The organism is Pusillimonas sp. NJUB218, from assembly GCF_003788685.1.
Lineage (GTDB): Bacteria > Pseudomonadota > Gammaproteobacteria > Burkholderiales > Burkholderiaceae_B > Neopusillimonas.
This window is the reverse complement of record NZ_NQMK01000003.1, coordinates 227,820-246,960: the sequence shown is the minus strand read 5'-3', so window position 1 is coordinate 246,960 and position 19,141 is coordinate 227,820. Positions and strand designations below refer to the sequence as shown.

21 protein-coding genes are annotated in these 19,141 nt (G+C 57.0%); 8 read left to right on the top strand and 13 right to left on the bottom strand.

Translation table 11 applies throughout. The annotated features are described in order from the left end of the window. Positions 1 to 46: 46 nt before the first annotated feature. Positions 47 to 1,207: an FAD-dependent monooxygenase gene (locus CHR62_RS06125; RefSeq protein ID WP_123660361.1), complete on the bottom strand. Its 1,161-nt coding sequence runs from the start codon at positions 1,205 to 1,207 to the stop codon at positions 47 to 49. Between the two features lie 108 nt (positions 1,208 to 1,315). Here CHR62_RS06125 and CHR62_RS06120 point away from each other — a divergent pair, with 108 nt between their 5' ends. After that, positions 1,316 to 2,239 (top strand): LysR family transcriptional regulator, encoded by a 924-nt coding sequence (locus CHR62_RS06120; RefSeq protein WP_093970964.1) that lies wholly within the window; start codon positions 1,316 to 1,318, stop codon positions 2,237 to 2,239. 5 nt (positions 2,240 to 2,244) lie between these two features. Here CHR62_RS06120 and CHR62_RS06115 read toward each other — a convergent pair whose 3' ends face one another. Then, on the bottom strand, positions 2,245 to 2,550 hold the full coding sequence (locus CHR62_RS06115) for a copper-binding protein (RefSeq protein ID WP_093970963.1): 306 nt from the start codon (positions 2,548 to 2,550) through the stop codon (positions 2,245 to 2,247). Between the two features lie 56 nt (positions 2,551 to 2,606). Between CHR62_RS06115 and CHR62_RS06110 the strand changes: the two genes are divergently transcribed. The 4 genes from CHR62_RS06110 to CHR62_RS06095 all read left to right on the top strand — a co-directional run bounded on the left by CHR62_RS06110 (position 2,607) and on the right by CHR62_RS06095 (position 6,357). Then, positions 2,607 to 3,146: a cob(I)yrinic acid a,c-diamide adenosyltransferase gene (locus tag CHR62_RS06110; RefSeq protein ID WP_123660360.1), complete on the top strand. Its 540-nt coding sequence runs from the start codon at positions 2,607 to 2,609 to the stop codon at positions 3,144 to 3,146. 201 nt (positions 3,147 to 3,347) lie between these two features. After that, on the top strand, positions 3,348 to 4,226 hold the full coding sequence (locus CHR62_RS06105) for a dioxygenase (RefSeq protein ID WP_093970961.1): 879 nt from the start codon (positions 3,348 to 3,350) through the stop codon (positions 4,224 to 4,226). Between the two features lie 30 nt (positions 4,227 to 4,256). Beyond that, positions 4,257 to 5,069, top strand: coding sequence for a citryl-CoA lyase (locus CHR62_RS06100; protein ID WP_123660359.1), 813 nt, complete (start codon positions 4,257 to 4,259; stop codon positions 5,067 to 5,069). 109 nt (positions 5,070 to 5,178) lie between these two features. Beyond that, a complete protein-coding gene (locus tag CHR62_RS06095; protein WP_123660358.1) occupies positions 5,179 to 6,357 on the top strand; it encodes a CaiB/BaiF CoA-transferase family protein in 1,179 nt (392 codons plus the stop codon). Between the two features lie 87 nt (positions 6,358 to 6,444). On the opposite strand, the gene CHR62_RS06090 is transcribed toward CHR62_RS06095, so the two are convergent. The 5 genes from CHR62_RS06090 to CHR62_RS06070 form a co-directional block, all read right to left on the bottom strand. Beyond that, positions 6,445 to 7,176 (bottom strand): ABC transporter ATP-binding protein, encoded by a 732-nt coding sequence (locus CHR62_RS06090; RefSeq protein WP_093970958.1) that lies wholly within the window; start codon positions 7,174 to 7,176, stop codon positions 6,445 to 6,447. Then, positions 7,157 to 7,882: an ABC transporter ATP-binding protein gene (locus CHR62_RS06085; RefSeq protein ID WP_093970957.1), complete on the bottom strand. Its 726-nt coding sequence runs from the start codon at positions 7,880 to 7,882 to the stop codon at positions 7,157 to 7,159. The genes CHR62_RS06090 and CHR62_RS06085 overlap by 20 nt, the downstream gene beginning before the upstream one ends. Further along, complete coding sequence (locus CHR62_RS06080; RefSeq protein ID WP_093970956.1) at positions 7,879 to 8,826, bottom strand: branched-chain amino acid ABC transporter permease; 948 nt, start codon at positions 8,824 to 8,826, stop codon at positions 7,879 to 7,881. Before CHR62_RS06080 ends, CHR62_RS06085 begins: the two co-directional genes overlap by 4 nt. Continuing rightward, positions 8,823 to 9,704 (bottom strand): branched-chain amino acid ABC transporter permease, encoded by an 882-nt coding sequence (locus tag CHR62_RS06075; protein ID WP_093970955.1) that lies wholly within the window; start codon positions 9,702 to 9,704, stop codon positions 8,823 to 8,825. Before CHR62_RS06075 ends, CHR62_RS06080 begins: the two co-directional genes overlap by 4 nt. A 74-nt stretch (positions 9,705 to 9,778) precedes the next feature. Then, a complete protein-coding gene (locus tag CHR62_RS06070; protein WP_093970954.1) occupies positions 9,779 to 11,047 on the bottom strand; it encodes an amino acid ABC transporter substrate-binding protein in 1,269 nt (422 codons plus the stop codon). A gap of 286 nt (positions 11,048 to 11,333) precedes the next feature. Between CHR62_RS06070 and CHR62_RS06065 the strand changes: the two genes are divergently transcribed. Further along, positions 11,334 to 12,233, top strand: coding sequence for a LysR substrate-binding domain-containing protein (locus CHR62_RS06065; RefSeq protein WP_093970953.1), 900 nt, complete (start codon positions 11,334 to 11,336; stop codon positions 12,231 to 12,233). Positions 12,234 to 12,307: 74 nt separating this feature from the next. Here the strand turns inward: CHR62_RS06065 and lipA are convergent, their stop codons facing one another. From lipA to CHR62_RS06035, 6 genes are all read right to left on the bottom strand, one after another. Next, entirely contained in the window at positions 12,308 to 13,291 is a 984-nt protein-coding gene (lipA, locus tag CHR62_RS06060) for a lipoyl synthase (RefSeq protein ID WP_093970952.1), read from the bottom strand. 103 nt (positions 13,292 to 13,394) lie between these two features. After that, entirely contained in the window at positions 13,395 to 14,078 is a 684-nt protein-coding gene (gene lipB / locus CHR62_RS06055) for a lipoyl(octanoyl) transferase LipB (protein ID WP_093970951.1), read from the bottom strand. Beyond that, entirely contained in the window at positions 14,075 to 14,350 is a 276-nt protein-coding gene (locus tag CHR62_RS06050; protein WP_093971018.1) for a DUF493 family protein, read from the bottom strand. Before CHR62_RS06050 ends, lipB begins: the two co-directional genes overlap by 4 nt. A 5-nt stretch (positions 14,351 to 14,355) precedes the next feature. Beyond that, the gene (locus CHR62_RS06045) at positions 14,356 to 15,237 is read right to left on the bottom strand and encodes a D-amino acid aminotransferase (RefSeq protein ID WP_123660357.1); all 882 of its coding nucleotides are present in this window, start codon (positions 15,235 to 15,237) and stop codon (positions 14,356 to 14,358) included. Between the two features lie 41 nt (positions 15,238 to 15,278). Further along, positions 15,279 to 16,475 (bottom strand): D-alanyl-D-alanine carboxypeptidase family protein, encoded by a 1,197-nt coding sequence (locus tag CHR62_RS06040; RefSeq protein WP_093970949.1) that lies wholly within the window; start codon positions 16,473 to 16,475, stop codon positions 15,279 to 15,281. 126 nt (positions 16,476 to 16,601) lie between these two features. After that, complete coding sequence (locus CHR62_RS06035; protein ID WP_123660356.1) at positions 16,602 to 17,240, bottom strand: alpha/beta hydrolase; 639 nt, start codon at positions 17,238 to 17,240, stop codon at positions 16,602 to 16,604. Positions 17,241 to 17,365: 125 nt separating this feature from the next. On the opposite strand from CHR62_RS06035, the gene CHR62_RS06030 reads away from it, so the two are divergent. Both CHR62_RS06030 and CHR62_RS06025 read left to right on the top strand, forming a co-directional pair. Next, positions 17,366 to 18,256, top strand: coding sequence for a biotin--[acetyl-CoA-carboxylase] ligase (locus tag CHR62_RS06030; RefSeq protein WP_123660355.1), 891 nt, complete (start codon positions 17,366 to 17,368; stop codon positions 18,254 to 18,256). 14 nt (positions 18,257 to 18,270) lie between these two features. Further along, positions 18,271 to 19,140, top strand: coding sequence for a type III pantothenate kinase (locus CHR62_RS06025; protein ID WP_093970946.1), 870 nt, complete (start codon positions 18,271 to 18,273; stop codon positions 19,138 to 19,140). The last annotated feature ends 1 nt before the right edge of the window (position 19,141 follow it).

Genomic DNA, 19,141 nt, shown 5'->3' with positions numbered 1-19,141 from the left:
GGAAAATGGGCTCAACCCGGCGGCGTGAACCGACTAAGCAGGCGCCCTAGCTGTCGCGACGTGCAGCGTTGTCGGCCCAGTCTGGATGCAAGGCCTCGTATTTGGCCGCCAGGTCAGGATCGCGCTGACGCACATCGTCGTGCGACACCCGGCCACTGCGGGTGACGTAGTCGTAGGCGAACGAGATAGGGTCAAGCGACAACTTCGGACCCAGGTTTTCGTACCATTCGGTACTTTTGATCGCTGCACGCTGAAGCGCGTCGGCGCTGGGTTTACGACGCTGCACGAAGTCTTCGAGCATGGCCGACACATTGGAGCCGCACGCCTTGTAGGCCTCGAACAGGGCGATGGAGTCTTGCATGGCCAGCCGCGTACCCGAACCCACCGAGGGATGGCCTGTGCGCAAGGCATCACCAAGCAAAACGATATTTTTGTAGAACCAGTTTTTGTTTTTAACGATGGTGTAACGAAACCATTGCGACTTATTCGACAACAACTTATGACCGGCAAGGTCTGGCGCGAACACCTTTTCGCAGTACGCCAGGCTCTCGGCTTCTGACATTGTGTCGAGCCCGGCTTTGTGAAAGGTTTCGGGGTCGCACTCGACCAGAAAGGTGCTTAAGGTGCGGCTGTACCGATAGGTGTGGGCAATCAGCAAGCCATCGTTGCACTGACGGAAAATAAGCGACAAGGCATCGAACAGCTGGGTTGTGCCATACCAGGCCAGGTAATTGGGGCGAACATCGAGCTCGGGCTGAAAATGCGCCGCATAACGCGTACGAATAGCGCTATTGGCGCCGTCGGCAGCAACCACCAGGTCGGCATCGACAAACTGGGTGACATCATCGAATTTTTGATTGAACTGAATGTCAACGCCGACGGACAGGCAGTGTTTGTGCAAGGCCTTGAGCAAATCGATGCGACTGGTGCGATGAAAGGTATTGTGCGCCAAAGGCACAAGCACATTCTGGTGCACCACCGCCATTTCGTCAAAAACTTCTTGGTTTTCGGTGATGGCGTCGTAAAGTTCAGGCGCGATATCTTTGACAAATGACAGGGCCACATCGGAAAACACCACACCCCAACCGTAGGTCGCATCTTGCGGATCACGCTCGTATAAGACGATGTCGTGTGCAGGGTCGTCGCGTTTCATGAGGTATGCATAAAACAACCCGGCCGGGCCACCGCCCACAATACGAATCTTCACACCTGTCTCCTGAGCATTCTTGTTGAACACAGTTTAGAGACAGCGCAATTATCTGAATAATGCAGATAACCTATAATTGTTAGTCGTTATTTGCATAATGTGGCGTGAATGGATTCCCGTGTACTTGAGTGCTTTTTAAGGGTGGCCGAACTGGGCAGCATTAACCGTGCGGCCGTTGATCTGCACCTGTCGCAACCCGCTTTGTCACGGCAAATCGCCGCCCTTGAACACGAAATGCAGGTCCAGCTCTTCATCCGGTCGCAAGGGGGCGTCAAGCTCACCGACGCCGGCAAGCTGTTGTCCGATCGCGTCCGCCCCCTGCTTCGGCAATTTTCAATTATTAAGGCGCAAGTCGGCGAGCGTGCCGCGGGCCAGCTTGCCGTAGGCATCCCGCCCTCGTGGCACAGTGTATTTACATCAACCTACCTGCCCACACTACTGCGCGACTGCCCTAATGTATCGCTCAAAGTTTACGAAAACGTCAGTCATATATTGCGCGACCAACTGCTGGCAGGTGCTATCGACCTCGCCGCCGTCCCCTTCGAACAAGCGCCGCCTAATGGCTATCGCCAAACGGTGCTGCTGCGCGAACCCCTGGTCGTGGTGGGCAAAGCCGGCAGCGGCTTCAACGCCTCAACAGCGGTAGGCATTCAAACCCTTGACCAGCAAAAGCTGGTGATGCCTGGCCGACCCAATGCGTTGCGCACCTATCTGGAAAACACCCTGGCGCGCAAAGGCATCAAAAGCAGTGTCGCCATCGAAACCGATACGCTAAGGCTGTGCATGGCACTGGCCCGCCAAGGGGCGGGGCTGACGGTTGTGCCGGCTTGCGCGGTATATGACCACGCCTCAGACGACATTTGCTGGGCACCCCTGAAAGGGCTATACCTGACCTGGGCTCTGTTCGAAAACGAATCCCGCTCGCACTCGCCGGCTGTTCAAGAGGGTCGACGGCTGTTTATTGAAACCCTGAAGCAGCAACTGGGCAAGGGCGTCTGGTTTGGGGCCGAGCAAATCGGCGCCCCCAAATAACCTGACTATTTACTGATTTTGACAATAATGTATTGGCCGTCTTGACGGCGAGCCGTAAAAGATACTTTGTCGCCCGGCGCAATGCCCGCCAGCAAAGCCGGGTCAATACGATAGGCCAGCGTCATGGCAGGAAGGTTCAGGTCGGCAATGGCCCCATGTTTGATCATGATTTTGCCCTCGGCAGCATCGATCTTACGCACCTCGCCCGATGCACTGGCCTCTTGGGCGGCTACCGGCGTTACGTAAGCCGCTACGGGCAGCGCCAACGCCGCCAATACACCGGCTGACACGCTACGATTGCAATGGCTCATCGGTTTCCTCCGTTGTAAAACGTTATAGTATCAACCTTGTTCACCCCGATAAAATCATGACCCACCGTTTATCTGTAATTGCGACCCGTACCGGCGACGACGGCACCACTAGCTTGGGCGACGGCAGCCGCATAGAAAAAGGCGCGCCACGTGTTGCAGCATTGGGCGACGTCGACGAACTGAACAGCGTTATCGGCTTGTGGCGTTGCGAACCGCTGCCCGCGCCGGTAGACACTCTTCTGGCAAGCATCCAGAATCATTTGTTTGATATGGGGGCCGAGCTTTGCATCCCGGGGCACAACGCCATCAATAACGAACACGTGCTGGCGCTCGACGAGGCCCTGAAGCACTACAACGCACAGTTGCCCCCTTTAAAAGAATTTATTTTGCCAGGTGGAAACCGACCGGCTGCGCTGGCGCACCTGGCCCGCACCGTCTCGCGGCGTGCCGAACGCGCCGTCATTACCCTGCACAACCACGAACCCATCAATGCCCCGCTGCGCCAGTACCTTAATCGGCTGTCCGACCTGTGCTTCGTGCTCGCCCGCACCCTGAACCGGCAAGACACCCTCTGGAATCGCGACGCGACCTCTTAAGCCAAAACCGCCGGGCACACTCCCTGTCCAAGCTCACGGGCGCACACGCACCGTGAGCATTTTTTTACTTAGATCATCGACAGCATCGATTAATTTGTAGATAAAAACTTCATTTTCATTCATGGAGACCCAACGGTACACTCTTCCGTAACTTATCAAAAGACCGGCTGAACCACAGCCCGGCACCACGGGAGACACCGCATGACATCCAGAGAATTTACGATCACCCAAGAAGCCATCGACCGCATGACGCCTAAAAACGAGCGCTTTGGTCAAGTGATGACTTCTTTGATCCACCATCTACACGACTTCATCCGCGACGTTCAACTCACCGAAGAAGAATGGATGACCGCCATCCAGTTTCTGACCAAAACCGGCCAAACCTGCACCGACAAACGTCAAGAGTTCATCCTGCTGTCCGACACACTGGGTGTGTCGATCCTGGTCGACGCCATCAATAACCGCCTGCCCGAAGGCGCCACCGAACAAACCGTGCTGGGCCCTTACTATTGGGAAGGTGCCCCTCACAAACCCATGGGCGCAAATATTGCCGAAGGCATTGTGGGCGAACCCTGCCTGTACTCGGGCATTGTCACCTCGCTCGACGGCAGTCCCGTCGAAGGCGCGACGCTCGACATCTGGTCTGGCGACGGAGAAGGCAACTACGACATGCAACTGGGCAGCGACGAAATGCGCGCCCGTGCGGTTTTAACCACCGGGAAAGACGGCAAATTCTGGTTCTGGTCGATCAAACCGTCTTTTTACCCGGTACCGTCCGATGGGCCAGTGGGCTCCATGCTCGACGCCATGGGGCGCCACCCCAACCGCCCCGGCCATATGCACTTTATTTTGCGCGCCCCGGGCCACAAAACCATCGTGACGCACATCTTCCCGTCCGACTCGCCCTATCTCGACACCGACACGGTGTTTGGCGTTAAAGACGGCCTGATCGTTGACTACATCCCTCACGAGCCCGGCACAACCCCCGCAGGCGACACCCAAACCGTGCCGTACTACACCTGTCACTACGACTTTCAGTTAGCCCCATTGTCCGAAGTCGAAAAGCTGAAGACCGCGTAAACCGCAGGCACGAAACAACAAAGGTTAACCATGAAAATTGGTAAAGAAACTGTTCCTCGCACGGCTATTTGCACCTCAAACCCTGACACCATTATTGTCCGGGGCAAAGACCTGGCAGAAGAACTGATCGGCAAAGCCTCATTCGGCGACTACTTCCATTTGCTGGTTACCGGCAAAATGCCTAATCCCACGCAGTCGGCCGTGCTTAATGCCACACTGGTGGCCATCGCCGAGCACGGGCTGGTGCCCAGCGTGCAAGCCAGCCGCATGACACTTGCCGCGGCCCCCGACGCCCTGCAAGGCGCCGTTGCGGCAGGCATTCTGGGCTGCGGCTCGGTCATTTTGGGCGCCTCTGAAAGCTGCGGCCAATTTCTGGAAGACATCCGAAAGCGCGCCAACGGCAACCCCGACCAATTCGAATCGGCAGCACGCGAAGCCGTAACCGAACTGCGTCAGGCACGACGTGCCATTCCCGGTTACGGGCACCCCTTGCACAAAAGCCGCGACCCCCGCGTCAGCGCTCTGTTCCGGGTCGCTGCCGAAGCCGGCGCCGACATGACTTATGTGAACCTTGCCGAAGCTGTCGAAAAGGTCATCCCCGACATCGTAGGCAAGTCACTCATGCTGAATGTATCTGCAGCTATCCCGGCTGTCTTGTTGGGCATCGGGTTCCCGCTGGCCGGGCTGAAAGGTGTGCCTATTCTGGCCCGAACAGCCGGCTTGATCGGTCACTTGGTTGAAGAGGCCAATCAGCACCCCATAGGGTTTGCACTGTCGTACCAGGCCACTCGACACGTCGAGTACACAGGCGAAGCCCCGCCCGGCTTTGTCCCCGGCGACTAAGCACCGACGGCTTATCGACTTAAAACACATTTTCTAAAGACTTCTCGAAACATGACCCTTTTGGGCGTTCTCGTACGCCCAGGGCCTCTTTTTGCCCGGAGCAAAGACCATGAAAAAAGTTCTGGAAGGCATTCGTGTATTGGACCAGGGAACGTTCATTACCGGCCCGGCAGCCGGCATGCTGCTGGCCGACTTGGGCGCCGATGTCATCAAAGTTGAACAACCCGGCAGCGGCGATCCGTTCCGGGCCTTCAAGGGCGGCCTGTACAGCCCGCACTACCAAACCTATAACCGCAATAAACGCAGCGTTACGCTGAACACAAAAGACAAAGACGACCTCGCGGTCATGGACGAACTCGTTCGCAGCGCCGACGTTTACATACAGAACTTTCGCCCAGGCGCCGCAGACAGGCTCGGCGTAGGCGAAGGACGCCTGCGCGATATCAACCCGCGCCTGGTGTATTGCTCGATCAGCGGTTTTGGCCAAACAGGCCCATCGGCATCGCGTCCGGCGTATGACTCGGTCGCACAAGCCGCCAGCGGCTTTCTTGGCTTGCTGATTAACCCCGAGAACCCCCGCGTTGTAGGGCCCGCGTTGGCAGATGCCATTACCGGCTTCTATGCAGCGTATGGCATTTTGGGCGCCCTGTTCGACCGCGGCCGAACAGGCGTAGGTAGCACCGTAGAAGTATCGATGCTCGAAGCCATGTGCCACTTCAACCTTGACGCGTTCACTCATTTTTATTCGGTCGGCGAAGTCATGGGCCCTTACAGTCGCCCCAGCGTCTCGCAGTCGTATGTCATGAAATGTAAAGACGGCAAATGGCTTGCGTTGCACATGTCGTCTCCCGAAAAGTTCTGGCAGGGCCTGGCCAATGCCATCGAACGCCCCAACCTGTTCGAAGACCCACGCTTTTGCGACCGGAACGCCCGTATCCAGCATCAAGAAACGCTGATCAAGGTGCTGTCGGAAATTTTTATCACCAAAGACCGCAACGCCTGGTGCGAACGCTTGCTGGCACAAGACGTACCGCATGCCCCGATGTACGACCCCAGCGAAGCACTGGAAGACCCACAGGCCAAGCATCTTGAAATCTTAGTGTCGGGGCAGCACCCTGAAATGGGGCTGTTTCGCACAGTGCGCCCGCCTGTGAACTTCGACGGCGAGCACGCTAAATCTGTCGTGCCGCCGCCTGTACTCGGTGAGCACAATGACGACATTCTTGGCCCGATTCGAGCAACGCTGGGGCAAAAACCGCCCTCTACCGGTTCTGGGTCTGACGTGTAGTCGCCGCCCTATCTCGCTTTAAAAAAGCCCGGCCTTAATATTCATAAGGCCGGGCTTTTGTTATTACGCAGAAAAAGAGAGCAAGACTTAGTGTCCCGCCCCCAGCATTGCCCGACGCAGTTCATCGTGGTCGATAGCTGCTGCATCGTTAAAGTGGCGTGTGATCCGGCCATGGGCCAACACGTAGGCCCGTGACGCAACGCTGATGGCCTGGAAAAAGCTTTGTTCTGCCATAAGAATGGTGAGGTTGGTGCTTTGTTGCAGCGCTTTGATGGTATCAATGACCTGCCCCACAATAATGGGCGCCAACCCGACAGAAGGCTCATCGATGACAATGACTTTCGGTGCCGTCATGAGACAGCGAGCAATAGCCAGTAATTGCTGCTGGCCGCCGCTCATGCTGCCCGCCAGCTGGCGCCGGCGCTCTTGCAAGATCGGAAATGTTTCATAGCAGAACGACAAGTTCTTTTCGAGCTGATCGCGCACCATGGGGTTACTGCCAGCCAAGCGTAAATTGTCTTCTACCGAAAGCGTCGGCACCAAGCGGCGGCCCTCGGGCACAATCGACAGCCCCCTGCGCACGATTTCGTGCGGGGGCAAGTCGGTAAGGTTGGTGGTCACGCCGTCCCATTCGAGCAAAATGCGCCCTTTACTGGGCTTTACAAACCCCATAACGCAGTTCAGCAGCGTGCTTTTGCCATTGCCATTGGTGCCCAGCAGAGCCACCAGTTCGGCCTCGTTGACCTCAAGCGAAACGTCGTGCAACACCGGCACGGCGCCGTAACCGGCGCTGAGGTTTTCAATGATGAGTCTGTTCACCGAAGTACACCTTTTGAACGGTTGTATTGTTGGCGATTTCGTCTGCCGTACCGGCCGCAATCAGCAAACCAGTGTCGAAGCAAACCACGCGCTGCGAGAAGCGCATGACCGCATGCATAATGTGCTCGATCATGATGATGGCCACCCCGGACGCATTCAGGCGCATCAAGATTTCCAGCACTTCGTCAATTTCGGTATCTGACAAGCCCGCCATGGCTTCGTCTGCGATCAGCACTTTGGGGTCGCTGGCCAGGGCGCGCGCCAATTCAAGCTTGCGCAGCTCGAGCTGCGATAGATCACCCGATGGGTCGAACGCCCTTTGATGCAAATTGACGGACTTGAGCAACTGCAAGGCGCGCTCTTCTTTATTGTGAACTGCAGGCTTGTAATCGAGCGGCACCAGCAGATTTTCGAGGACGCTCATGCCAATAAAGGGGCGGGGAATCTGAAAACTGCGCGATATCCCCATACGGGCACGCTCGAACGGCGGCACGTTGCTGATATCTTTGCCCATGAACTGAACCGACCCCTGGTCTGGACGTAACACGCCGGTAATGCAGTTAATGAGGGTTGTTTTACCCGCGCCATTAGGGCCAATGATACCCAGACGCTCGCCTTGCATCAGGTCGAGGTCGACTGGCCCTAGCGCCTTGAATACACCGAAAGATTTTTCGATGCCGCGTAAAGAAAGGGCGGGCGATGTCATCGTGCACCTCCGGATTTGCGTTTGGCCAGGCCAAGAATACCGTTGGGCGCCAGCGCAACGAAGGCGATCAGAACCAGACCGACAAACAGAATATTAAGTTCGGATGAAATGGTGACCGTCGCAATTTGCTGTACAGATGCCAACAAAATTGCACCAATAACCGGCCCAAGCCAACTGCGAGTACCGCCAATAAGCGGCATGGCAATTGCGTTAAGGCCAATAAGCAGGCTAAACGCGGTGACCGGTTCGACAAACGACGTGTAGAACGGGAACGGCGCACCGGCCGCACCCAATATGGCTCCACTAACGGTACATGCCAGCAACTTCAGACGCAACGTAGGCACCCCCGAACACTCGGCGGCATCTTCGCTGGCGCGCACGGCCCGTAGCCCGCGCCCCACCCAGGAAAGCTCTATCCAGCGGGCTAGCGCGACGCTGATGACGGCGACGATAAGCATGACCAGAAAAATGTACTGCACTGGGCCGCCCGACCAGTCGGGTGGCGGCGGGCCATATACGGCCATGCCGCGCGCCCCGCCCATACCGGGGATATTATGGATAATGGTTTCAAGCACAATAACCAAACCCAGCGTGGCAATCGCGAAATAAACCCCCTGGATCTGCAGCGTAAGGTACCCCATGCCCAGCCCCAGCAATGCACCAGCGCCCGCAGCACACAAAATACCCAGCCATAAAGGGATCTCGAACACGTTAAACAGGAACGCCGAGATATACACCCCAAGTCCGAAAAAGGCAGCGGCCCCAAAGTTGATATACCCCGCGTAACCCCCCAAGACGTTCCAGCCCGTGGATATGGCGATGTACTGAACAATGACGTAGCCGGCAAAGAAATAGAACGGATTAGTAACAATGGACGGCGCTAAAAAGCCGGCCACAATGACGGCCACAGCGGCGATCGTAAAAATAAGGTTGTTGCGTTTCATCGTGAAGCTCCGAATAAACCTTGGGGACGAAACGCCAGGGCTAACAGCAAAATCGCGAAGGCGACGCCAGGAGACCACGACGGCGTAAGGTAGGCTGAGACAAACGACTCGGCAATGCCGATCATGATGGCCACGACCAGGGTGCCAGGAATGGACCCCATGCCGGCCAGAACCACAATGGCAAATACCCGGCCGATTTGGAAACGGCCGCTGAACGGATCAACAGGCCCCATCATGACCAGGGCAACCCCGCCCACCACGGCTGTAGCCGTGGCAATACCAAAGGCATGACGTTTGATCCAGGCTGGGTCGATACCCGCAATAGACAGGGCACGATCATCGTGTGCCACTGCGCGAATGGCTGTGCCTGAATTTGTTTTGGTGAAATACATCCAGAGCAACGCAATCATGATGGGTGCCAGCAACGCAGGAATCAGCAGGCGATAGGGCAGCGTAAAAACACCCAAATTAAGGCTGGTGCCAATGTATGGCGCACTGACCGACTTGAGCTCGGAGCCGAACAGCAAGGCAATGGCAATTTCAATCACCAGCGACAGCCCGAAGAACAAGGTCAGGCTTTGCAAAGTGTTGACTTGCCCTCGTCGCTCGAAGGCTTGCGAGTAAAACGTATATAAGAGCATCCCGAACACGTAGAACACAGGAAGCCCGATAAGCGCGGCAAGTAAAGGGTCGACTCCCCACTGTCCCAGCAACACCACAAAATAGGCGCCGACAATTACCAACGTGGGGTGCGCCACATTGGGAATGTGCAAAATACCAAAGGTAATAGCCAACCCCAGGGCGACAGCAGCATAAATGCTGCCCAACAACACCCCGGTTGAAATGGCGTTAAAGAAGATGTCTAAGGTTGACGTCATGCTGCAATGCCCCACCGGCCGGCCCCGAGAGGGGCCGGTCGTACGTGAAGGTTAAAGAATGGCAGAGGGCAGAATTAGCCCTGGCGTGCCTTGTTATAAGGCGTGATCAGCTCGCCCGACTTGAGCGACGACGGGTCGAGAATGACCTGACGACCGGGTTCGCGGAACTGATTGATATCGTTGCCTTTTACGCCCTGCACCTGGATCATGAGGGTGCGTCGCTCTGTCCAGTCGCCCAGTTCGTTGAAGGCCACTTTGCCCACCAGTGTGTCGATAGGGTTGGCATGCAGATACTGGGCCATTTTGGCGTGATCGACCGACTGCGAGCCCTTGATACCGGCCTCGACGATTTGCCCAGCCACGTAGTAGAACGGCGGGATATAGAAGCCCAAGGGATCGAGGCTTTCGGCCTGTGCTTTAGGCACGTATCGGCTGAAGAAGCTGTCGATGGCCGGCGTTTTAAGCGTGGGCTCGGGTACGAAGGTGGTAATGTTGACCAGACCGTTGAGGTCTTGGCCTAACGAGCCTAGCAACGAACCATACTGCGGGCCAATCATCGACCCGCCAAAAATTTGTACCGAATCGGAAATGCCGATTTCTTTGACGCCGCGGATGATGGCCGCGCTGTCGGCCGGATACGAGCAAACAAAAACCGCGTCGGGGTTGGCGGCGTTAATGTTGCGCAAAATGGCAGAGAAATCGCTGGTATTGGGTGGATAGCTTTGGTTCATGACCACTTCCATCCCGTACTCTTTAGCCACCTGGGCCCCACCCTGGGCCGCGCTGGCCGAGAATTCAAGGTCGGAGTTGATGATGGCAATTTTTTTGGCGTTGATGGACTTGGCCAGATCGAAGAACCCTCGCGCCCATCCCAACATCGAGTTAGGGCCCCAGGGGCAGGCGTGAAAGTATTTATCGTGGCGCGCACGGTCGTTGCCAGCTAGGGCAAACATACCGACCATAAACTGGTTGCGCTGACGAATAAAGGGCATCAGCGGAGCCGACAGATTGGCGCCATAAGGCGAAATCAGGACATCAACCTTATCGACGTCAACCAGTTTTGAATAGATGGCGGGGACGTTGGACGCGCTGCTTTGATCGTCGTAGATGACGAATTCGACCTTGCGACCCAACAGGCCACCGGCGGCGTTAACGTCGTCGCGCCAGAGTTCGTAACCGATCTGGCCGGCGCGAGTACTGGCCAACGGCCCCGTTAACGACACACTGGCCCCGATACGAATGGGCTTGTCGCTGGCGTAAGCCTTGCGCGAAATAATTGCGGGTGCGGCCAGGCCTGCTGCGGCCATGGCGGCTAACTTGTTGAACTGACGTCGTGTGGTCATTTGGGTCTCCTCCCAATGTCATTGAATATCTGAGGCGGCTTGTACCGCTTCGTTATTTACTGCCTGTGACCTTGAATTTTTTAAAGTGTGCAAGACGTGCAATTGGTTGCAGGTTGGGTCGTGCTGGGTGGTGTTCCTCCGGGGTGGGGTGCCATGGGCTTTTGCAGCGCCATTTCGGCACAGTGAGACGAGTTTACTTTGTGCTTTGCATGAATGAAAATGAAGTTTTCCATTAAAAAACGATCGACAGCATCGATTGAAAACGCTCATTACTACAAGGCTTTGTATGGAACTCAGACACCTACGCTATTTTGTTGCCCTGGCCGAACAACTCAGTTTTACGCAAGCCGCCGAGAAAGTTCACGTTACGCAATCAACACTATCACACCAGATCAAGCAACTGGAAGAAGAGTTATCCTGCCAGCTTTTCTCGCGCATCGGCAAACGCGTCGTGATGACTGAACGCGGCGAGGCCTTCCTGGAACATGCCCAGCGCGCACTGCGCGAGGTAGAGGAAGGGATGAAAACCGTTCGCGACACGTCGAACGAACTTAGCGGCGTGGTTAGGGTCGGGACGACACACACGTTCAATATGCGGATTATTCCCCGTAGCGTATCGATGTTTGTGGCGCAGCACCCATCGGTGTCAGTGCAGGTCACCGAGCTGCCTGGCGACATCGTGGCCCGAGAACTGTTGGCCGGCAATCTTGATTTCGGGATTACATACAAGCCCGAAAACACCGCCCAATTACAGTTCGAACCTCTGTACAACGAGGAGATGCGCCTGGTGGTGGGCAAGCACCACATGTTTGCCAAGCGCCGGTTCGTGCGCATGGCCGAGCTGCACAAGCAAAAAATGGTGCTGTTGCCACAGTCTTTTTCAACCCGCGCTTTGCTGGAGGATTGCTTCGAGATGGCCAACGCGCAGCCTGTTGTAGTGGCCGAGATGAATGCCGTCGTACCCATGTTGGAATTCGTGACCATGACGGATGCCGCCGCGATTATTTCGGAATACGGGCTATGGGGCGATGAGGTAGCGGTACTCCCGCTTCAAAGCCCCACCCCAGTGCGCACCCCGGGCCTGCTATGGCTACGCGACGCCCCGCGCAGCCCCGCCGTTCGGCAGTTTGCAAACATCATCAGAGACCGGGTGAACGAATTCAACCCCAAACGCCGCCTGAAGTAAAAGTACCCGCAGGCCAAACGTTAAAAAGCCCGACGCCTAACCAAAGGCGTCGGGCTTTCGTGCGTGCAATTGAATTAACTAGCCACACCCGCCGCGTGCGCCTGCTCGTCGGCGTGATACGACGACCGCACCATGGCGCCAACCGCAGCATGACTGAACCCCATGGCATAGGCTTCGCGCTCGAACATGGCGAAGGTATCGGGGTGTACGTAGCGCAATACGGGCAAGTGATGCTCGGACGGCTGCAAGTACTGGCCAATGGTGATCATATCGACATTGTGCTCGCGCATATCGCGCATAACCTGCAAGATTTCTTCATCGGTTTCGCCCAAGCCAAGCATTAGACCCGACTTGGTGGGTACGCCAGGATGCCTGGCCTTGAATTCGGACAGCAGCTTGAGGGAATGATGATAGTCGGAACCCGGCCGGGCCTGTTTGTACAGGCGGGGCACGGTCTCGAGGTTATGGTTCATGACATCGGGTGGGCCCTGATCTAGAATGCCCAGCGCGCGGTCAAGGCGGGCTCGGAAATCGGGCACCAGAATTTCGATACGCGTCGAGGGTGAAAGCTCGCGAACCTTGCGGATGCACTCGACAAAATGAGCCGCGCCGCCGTCGCGCAGGTCGTCGCGATCGACCGACGTAATCACAACGTACGACAACTTAAGCGCCGCAATAGTGCGCGCAAGGTTCTCTGGTTCGTTGACATCAAGCGGATCGGGGCGACCATGACCGACATCGCAGAAGGGGCAGCGACGCGTGCACTTGTCGCCCATAATCATGAATGTGGCCGTGCCCTTGCCAAAGCACTCGCCAATGTTAGGACAGGACGCCTCTTCGCAAACAGTATGCAGATTGTGCTCGCGCAAAATACGCTTGATGTCGTGAAAGCGCGAGCTGGGAGCCGCCGCCTTGACGCGGATCCAGTCAGGTTTTTTCAGGCGCTCGGCCGGAATAATTTTGATGGGAATACGCGACGTTTTAGCTTCGGACTTTTGCTTTTGAGTCGCATCGTAAACCGTATCGGTACGGCCTACGGCCTGATCTGGAGTAGACATACACCTTCCTGGGCCGCAACACACAAAGGTCGCGACATCATGAATTGGTAAAAACCCTATTTTAGCGCCTGAGCCCTTCGAAGGCCTAATCTCCCCGGCTACGTCAGGGCTTTGGTGATGGCGCAGGCAGGGTTTGAAAGGCTGTAACCAAACGGGCAGCCAAGGCCTCGCCAACGTCGTGCACCGTTGCAGACACACCACAAGCTGCCATATCGACCGTGCGCAAACCGGCGTAGCCGCAGGGGTTGATACCTAAAAAAGGAGCCAGATTCATGTCGACGTTAAGTGCAAGGCCATGGTAACTGCACCCCCGGCTGATCTTGACGCCCAGCGCTGCAATTTTTGCAAGCTCGGCGTCAGAGGCCGTCGCGGACAGACCGGGCGCGACAGGCCAAGGCACATACACCCCAGGCGCCCCTGCTTTGCGACAAGCCTGCACAAGGCCGTAATCAACAAGCACGCCGATGACAACGGCCTCGAGCAGTTCAACGTACTCTTTGACAAAGATACCCAACCGACGCAGATCGACCAGACAATAGGCCACTACTTGGCCAGGACCATGATATGTGACCTGCCCGCCGCGGTCACTTTTGACCAAGGGGATATCACCAGGATTCAGAACATGCTCCGGCTTGCCCGCCTGACCCAGCGTATAGACGGGGTAATGCTCGACCAGCCAGATTTCATCGGGGGTATGGGCGTCACGCGCATGCGTGAACGCCTTCATGGCTTCAAAGGTTTCTTGGTAGAGAACCGGACGATGCGGCCACCACTTGACGGCGATCACAGCACAACTGACACCATGGCATGCCCGTGCAGGGCGCGATACAAACCGTCGAGCTGCTCGCGGGATGTGGCCGTTACAGTGAACGTCAGGCCAATGTAATTACCGCTGCGACTCGGCCGCATTTCTACGGTGGCCGGGTCGAAGGCCGGGTCGAACTCGAGCACAACCGCCGCCAGGGTTTGGGCGAAGTCCGGATGAGACTTGCCCATGACTTTGATAGGAAACTGACTGGGGTATTCGATCAGCGAACGTTCTGGGGGGATTTCAGGCATGGACATTAGAGTGCCTCGAGGACTTGATCGTAGGCGGCACGCAAGGCCGCGTAAACGGGGCCGGGCCGGCCGCTGCCTACCGGGCGACCATCGTGCAGGACAATAGGCAAGACTTCTTTGGTCGCCGACGACAACATGAGCTCGTCGGCGGTGTCGACTTCGGTGCGCGACACAGGACGCGCCTCGAAGGGAATACCGGCTTTTTGCGCCAGGCTTTCGATGAAACGATAGCGCACACCTTCAAGAATAAGGTGATTGGGCTCGGGCGCAAGCAAAGTGCCGTTGCGCACTACCCAAATGTTGGTAGAAGCCCCTTCTGACAAGAACCCGTCGCGAAACTGTACAACCTCGTCGACGCCAGCCTCGACAGCGGCCTGCTTGGCCAACACATTACCCAATAAGGACACCGACTTGATATGGCAATGCAGCCACCGGACGTCGGGGATTGAGATAGTGGACAAACCCTTTTCGCGCTGCTCTGCGCCAGGCCGCTTGAACGGCGACACCATACAAAATATGGTGGGTGTGGCGTGGGCGGGGAAGGCGTGGTCTCGTTTAGCGACACCACGCGTCACCTGCAAATAAATCATGACGTTTTCAGACACGCCGGCCATCGCTGGCGCGGTACGGGCGATCATATCGAGGAATAAATCGGCCCATTGATCGTCGGTAAACCCAACCTGGATGCTGATTGCCTTCAGGCTGCGCTGCAGGCGGGCAATATGGTGCGCCATGCGAAACGGCTTGCCCGAGTAAACCGGCACGACTTCGTATATGCCGTCACCGAACACAAACCCCCGATCGAGTACCGACACTTTCGCATCGCCAAGCCGAACATACTGGCCGTTAAGGTAAACAATGCTGTCGTTGTCGACGTCGGGGATCATGAGGCACCTGCAGACAAAAACGCCTATTTTAGCCTGCTGTCTTACTCGAACATGAGCTTAATTTTATCGACCATGCGCGCCATGAAACCCGCCTCAGGGACGTCGGACATGACCAACAATGGCGCCTGGCGCAACACAACGCCATCAAGCGACAAGGACACCGTACCCACTTGCGTGCCTGCAGTCAGCGGAGCAATCAACGGCTGGGTATATTCGGCAACGGGGGTCAGGTCGCCGGCCTTGCCGCGCGGTACTGTTACCCACAACGGTTTGGGTTGGCTCAGCGCCACGGTTTCAGCCTGACCTTGCCAGACGCGCGCCTGAACCGCAGGTTTATCTTCACCGAACAACTTGACCGTATCGAAGTTCTGGAAACTCCAGTTCAACAGCTTGAGGCTGTTTTCGGCGCGTGCCGCATCGCTGGACGCCCCCACAAGCACGGTAATGACACGGCGGCCATCGCGTAACGCGGTCGTGACCAGGCAATACCCTGCCGAAGATGTGTGCCCTGTTTTCAAGCCATCGACAGTTTCATCGACCCATAGCAAACGATTGCGGTTACGCTGTTTAATGTCGTTATAGGTGTATTCTTTTTGGCTGTAGTAATGCAGATACTGGGGAAAGTCGACCACCAGATTGCGCGCCAGAATGCCCAGGTCGCGCACGGTAGTGATGTGCTCAGGGTGCGGCAAACCTGGCGAATTGGTGAAATAAGTACCGGTCAACCCCTGACGCTGAGCCTCTTGGTTCATCAGGGCGACAAAGGCGCTTTCGCTGCCCGCAACAGCCTCAGCCAGCGCGACGGTGGCGTCATTGCCCGACTGCACGATCATGCCCTGAAGCAATTCGCCCACCGACACCTGTGAGTTCACGTTGATAAACATACGCGAACCTTCGGTCTTCCAGGCCACTTCGGACACGGACACTTTCTGGTCGAGCGACAACCGCCCTTCGGCAATTGCATCAAACACTACGTAGGCCGCCATAATTTTGGTCAGCGACGCGGGCTCGACTTTTTCATTAATGTTGGCGGCCGCAATGACCTGGCCACTGTTGGCATCGAGCGTCAACCAGGCCTTGGCGGCCAGCTCGGGCATTGGAATCGAGGAGAAGTCGGCCACCATGGCGTCTGACGCCTGCTGGGCACCCGCCACCGGAGACATGGCCAGCGCCGCCCCCAGAAATGCGCAACCACCCAAACGCAACGCGTTTCGATACAACCTGGAAATCAGAGACATAAAACACCCATCGATTGAAAACAGGCGTTTTGAACGCCTGTACGGCAAAAGGTTCATTATAGGCAGTGGTCAAGTCACGGGCAGCCACCGCTCACGCAACGGTAGGGATCAAATCGCAAACATTTGCTACAGCGCCCGCAATCGCAGTTGCACCAATGTTTTCAAGGTAAGCAGCTTGCCGTGAAAAAAATGAGAGGCATCAGGGATCACCGTTACCGGCAAGTTGTGTGCCCGCGCAAATTCCATGGCTTCTGCCAGCGGCACAACTTCGTCGGCCTCGCCATGGATCAGCACAGTGTGATCGGGCAAGGCGATGTCGCGGAACTTGAAGCGCTCGACAGCCGGCCCGGCCAAAATAACAGCGTCGGGCTGATGCCCACCTTGCAACGCCGAATACAGTTGAGCAGCCACTGAAGTACCAAACGAGAACCCCGCCAACACCCAGTGCCCGACGCACGCCTGCGGGTAAGCCGCCCGGAACTGCTCGACCAGCTGGAGCATGTCGGCCGTTTCGCCACGGGCATGGTCAAAACTGCCTTCGGATGCACCTACCCCGCGAAAATTGGGGCGCACTGTCACCAGGCCGTGGGCCAGACAGGTACGGGAAATAGTAGTAACGACCTTGTTATCGCGGGCGCCCCCATGCAATGGGTGCGGATGCAAGACCAGCGCCCAGCCCTGAACGGGCCCCTCGGGCCATTCGACCACACAATCGACGGCGCCGGCTTGCCCCTGCGCCACCCAAGTTTCTTTGCGTTCTGTCATAAAGTACAAATAAACCGCTACGTTAAAGATTTACACTACCGCTATTTGCTGAACATTGCACCCAGCATCAACCATAAAGCTTAACGCGAATCGGCAGCCCACCGCCCCCGCACAGCCAGATCTTTATGTCGAGCCCATTCCCAAAAATCCCCGAACCCGCCGCATTTCAAACCCTGCTTACCCAGGCGCTACCGGCGTTTCGGTATGTACGCTGGCTCGAGGAAACCGGCTCGACCAACGCCGATCTGGTCGCCCTGGCACGCGAACCCAGCGAAATATATGCACGCCCATGGCTAGAAGGCGCACACCTGCAGCAACGAGGCCGTGGCCGGGCCGGACGCACATGGCAAAATCGTCGCGGGGCGAACCTGATGTTCTCGTGTGCTTTTGATATTTTTGTGCCTGCCCGACACCTGCCGGTGCTCTCCCCCCTGACCGGCGTGGCCACCTGCGAGGCCCTCAGGACGTTCATCAGCCCGGCGCACCGTAACCGCCTGACCATGAAATGGCCCAATGACGTCCTTTGGGACAACGCCAAGCTGGCAGGCATTTTGGTTGAAAGCACGCGCGCCGGTACCGCACGGCAATCGAGCGACCATCATGTCATTATTGTCGGTATGGGTCTGAACATTGACGACGCTCGCACCCTGAGCCAGTCGCTCGACCGCTCTGTCGCCGACTGGTCTGAAATTGCCGCCACAGACCCAGCCGAGGCAGGATCTGCCACCGCTACCGCCCTGGTACAGACTATTGCCAAAGCCTGGTACCAGGTATTTAATGAAGCCACGCGCGATGGTTTCGAACATTTTCCCGAACGCTACCATGCCGTCGACGGTTTAATCGGGCAACATGTTCACATCATTGACGACGGCCGGCTTATACAGGCCGGTATTGCCTGCGGGGTCAACACCACCGGCCAGTTGCTGGTACGCGGCCCCGAAGGTGAAACCGCCATGTCGGTCGGCGAAGTATCTGTGCGCACCCGCACACCGGGCCATCTGACACCCAGGGTCTGATTACGGAGGCACCTATGATTGTATTGATCGACGCCGGAAACACCCGTGTCAAAGCAGGCTGGGTCGACCCCAGCACCGGCGCGCGGGAAACCGACCCCATTGCCCTGACGCACGACAACCTCGACCAGCTCAGCCATTGGCTGGGCAAACTGCCTGCAACGCCCGAAAAAGCCTTGGGCGTCAACGTCGCCGGCGACGTCGTGGCTGCCGCCATAGAAGACGTTTTTCATTTGCACGACTGCCCGATTGAATGGGTAAAAGGCCAAGAAGAAGCGCTTAACGTCACCAACGCCTACGACAACCCGGTGCAGCTTGGCCCCGACCGCTGGCTATCTATGCTGGGGCTAGCCCATCGCCCGCATCCGAAAATATCTGAAAATGTCGGCGCAATTGCCCAAGGTGTCTTCCCACCCATAATTCTGGCCAGTTTTGGCACCGCCACCACCATCGACACCCTGGTGGTCGACGTTGCCCGTAGCGCGCCCAACAGCATCCGATACGCATTCAAAGGCGGCACTATTTTGCCAGGCCCGGCACTCATGAAGACATCGCTGGCCGAAGGTACCGCAAACCTGCCCGAGGCCCATAGCGAACCAACTGCCTACCCGACACACACACACCAAGCCATCAGTACCGGTGTCGCGGCGGCGCAGGCGGGTGCAGTTTTGCGTCAATGGCTGATAGGCCTGGAATACTACGGGCATGGCCCGCTGATATACAGCGCTGGGGGGGGCTGGCCATTGGTACAAGAAGAAACCCGACGCCTGTTGCACTTTACCCAGCAGCAACTGGGCCTGCCCCAAACGCCCATCGAGTGGCTGAGCACACCCGTGCTAGATGGCCTGAGTGCACTAGCGTTACAATCTCCCGCTACGTGCACTTAGC

Bases quoted from the DNA above. Each gene is read 5' to 3' on its own strand.
- CHR62_RS06120 (WP_093970964.1), top strand. From the start codon at position 1,316: ATGGATTCCCGTGTACTTGAGTGCTTTTTAAGGGTGGCCGAACTGGGC.
- CHR62_RS06110 (WP_123660360.1), top strand. From the start codon at position 2,607: ATGACCCACCGTTTATCTGTAATTGCGACCCGTACCGGCGACGACGGC.
- CHR62_RS06105 (WP_093970961.1), top strand. From the start codon at position 3,348: ATGACATCCAGAGAATTTACGATCACCCAAGAAGCCATCGACCGCATG.
- CHR62_RS06065 (WP_093970953.1), top strand. From the start codon at position 11,334: ATGGAACTCAGACACCTACGCTATTTTGTTGCCCTGGCCGAACAACTC.
- CHR62_RS06040 (WP_093970949.1), bottom strand. From the start codon at position 16,475: ATGTCTCTGATTTCCAGGTTGTATCGAAACGCGTTGCGTTTGGGTGGT.
- CHR62_RS06100 (WP_123660359.1), top strand. From the start codon at position 4,257: ATGAAAATTGGTAAAGAAACTGTTCCTCGCACGGCTATTTGCACCTCA.
- CHR62_RS06035 (WP_123660356.1), bottom strand. From the start codon at position 17,240: ATGACAGAACGCAAAGAAACTTGGGTGGCGCAGGGGCAAGCCGGCGCC.
- CHR62_RS06075 (WP_093970955.1), bottom strand. From the start codon at position 9,704: ATGACGTCAACCTTAGACATCTTCTTTAACGCCATTTCAACCGGGGTG.
- CHR62_RS06080 (WP_093970956.1), bottom strand. From the start codon at position 8,826: ATGAAACGCAACAACCTTATTTTTACGATCGCCGCTGTGGCCGTCATT.
- CHR62_RS06070 (WP_093970954.1), bottom strand. From the start codon at position 11,047: ATGACCACACGACGTCAGTTCAACAAGTTAGCCGCCATGGCCGCAGCA.
- CHR62_RS06095 (WP_123660358.1), top strand. From the start codon at position 5,179: ATGAAAAAAGTTCTGGAAGGCATTCGTGTATTGGACCAGGGAACGTTC.
- CHR62_RS06025 (WP_093970946.1), top strand. From the start codon at position 18,271: ATGATTGTATTGATCGACGCCGGAAACACCCGTGTCAAAGCAGGCTGG.
- CHR62_RS06050 (WP_093971018.1), bottom strand. From the start codon at position 14,350: ATGCCTGAAATCCCCCCAGAACGTTCGCTGATCGAATACCCCAGTCAG.
- CHR62_RS06115 (WP_093970963.1), bottom strand. From the start codon at position 2,550: ATGAGCCATTGCAATCGTAGCGTGTCAGCCGGTGTATTGGCGGCGTTG.
- CHR62_RS06085 (WP_093970957.1), bottom strand. From the start codon at position 7,882: ATGACATCGCCCGCCCTTTCTTTACGCGGCATCGAAAAATCTTTCGGT.
- CHR62_RS06045 (WP_123660357.1), bottom strand. From the start codon at position 15,237: ATGATCCCCGACGTCGACAACGACAGCATTGTTTACCTTAACGGCCAG.
- lipA (WP_093970952.1), bottom strand. From the start codon at position 13,291: ATGTCTACTCCAGATCAGGCCGTAGGCCGTACCGATACGGTTTACGAT.
- CHR62_RS06030 (WP_123660355.1), top strand. From the start codon at position 17,366: ATGTCGAGCCCATTCCCAAAAATCCCCGAACCCGCCGCATTTCAAACC.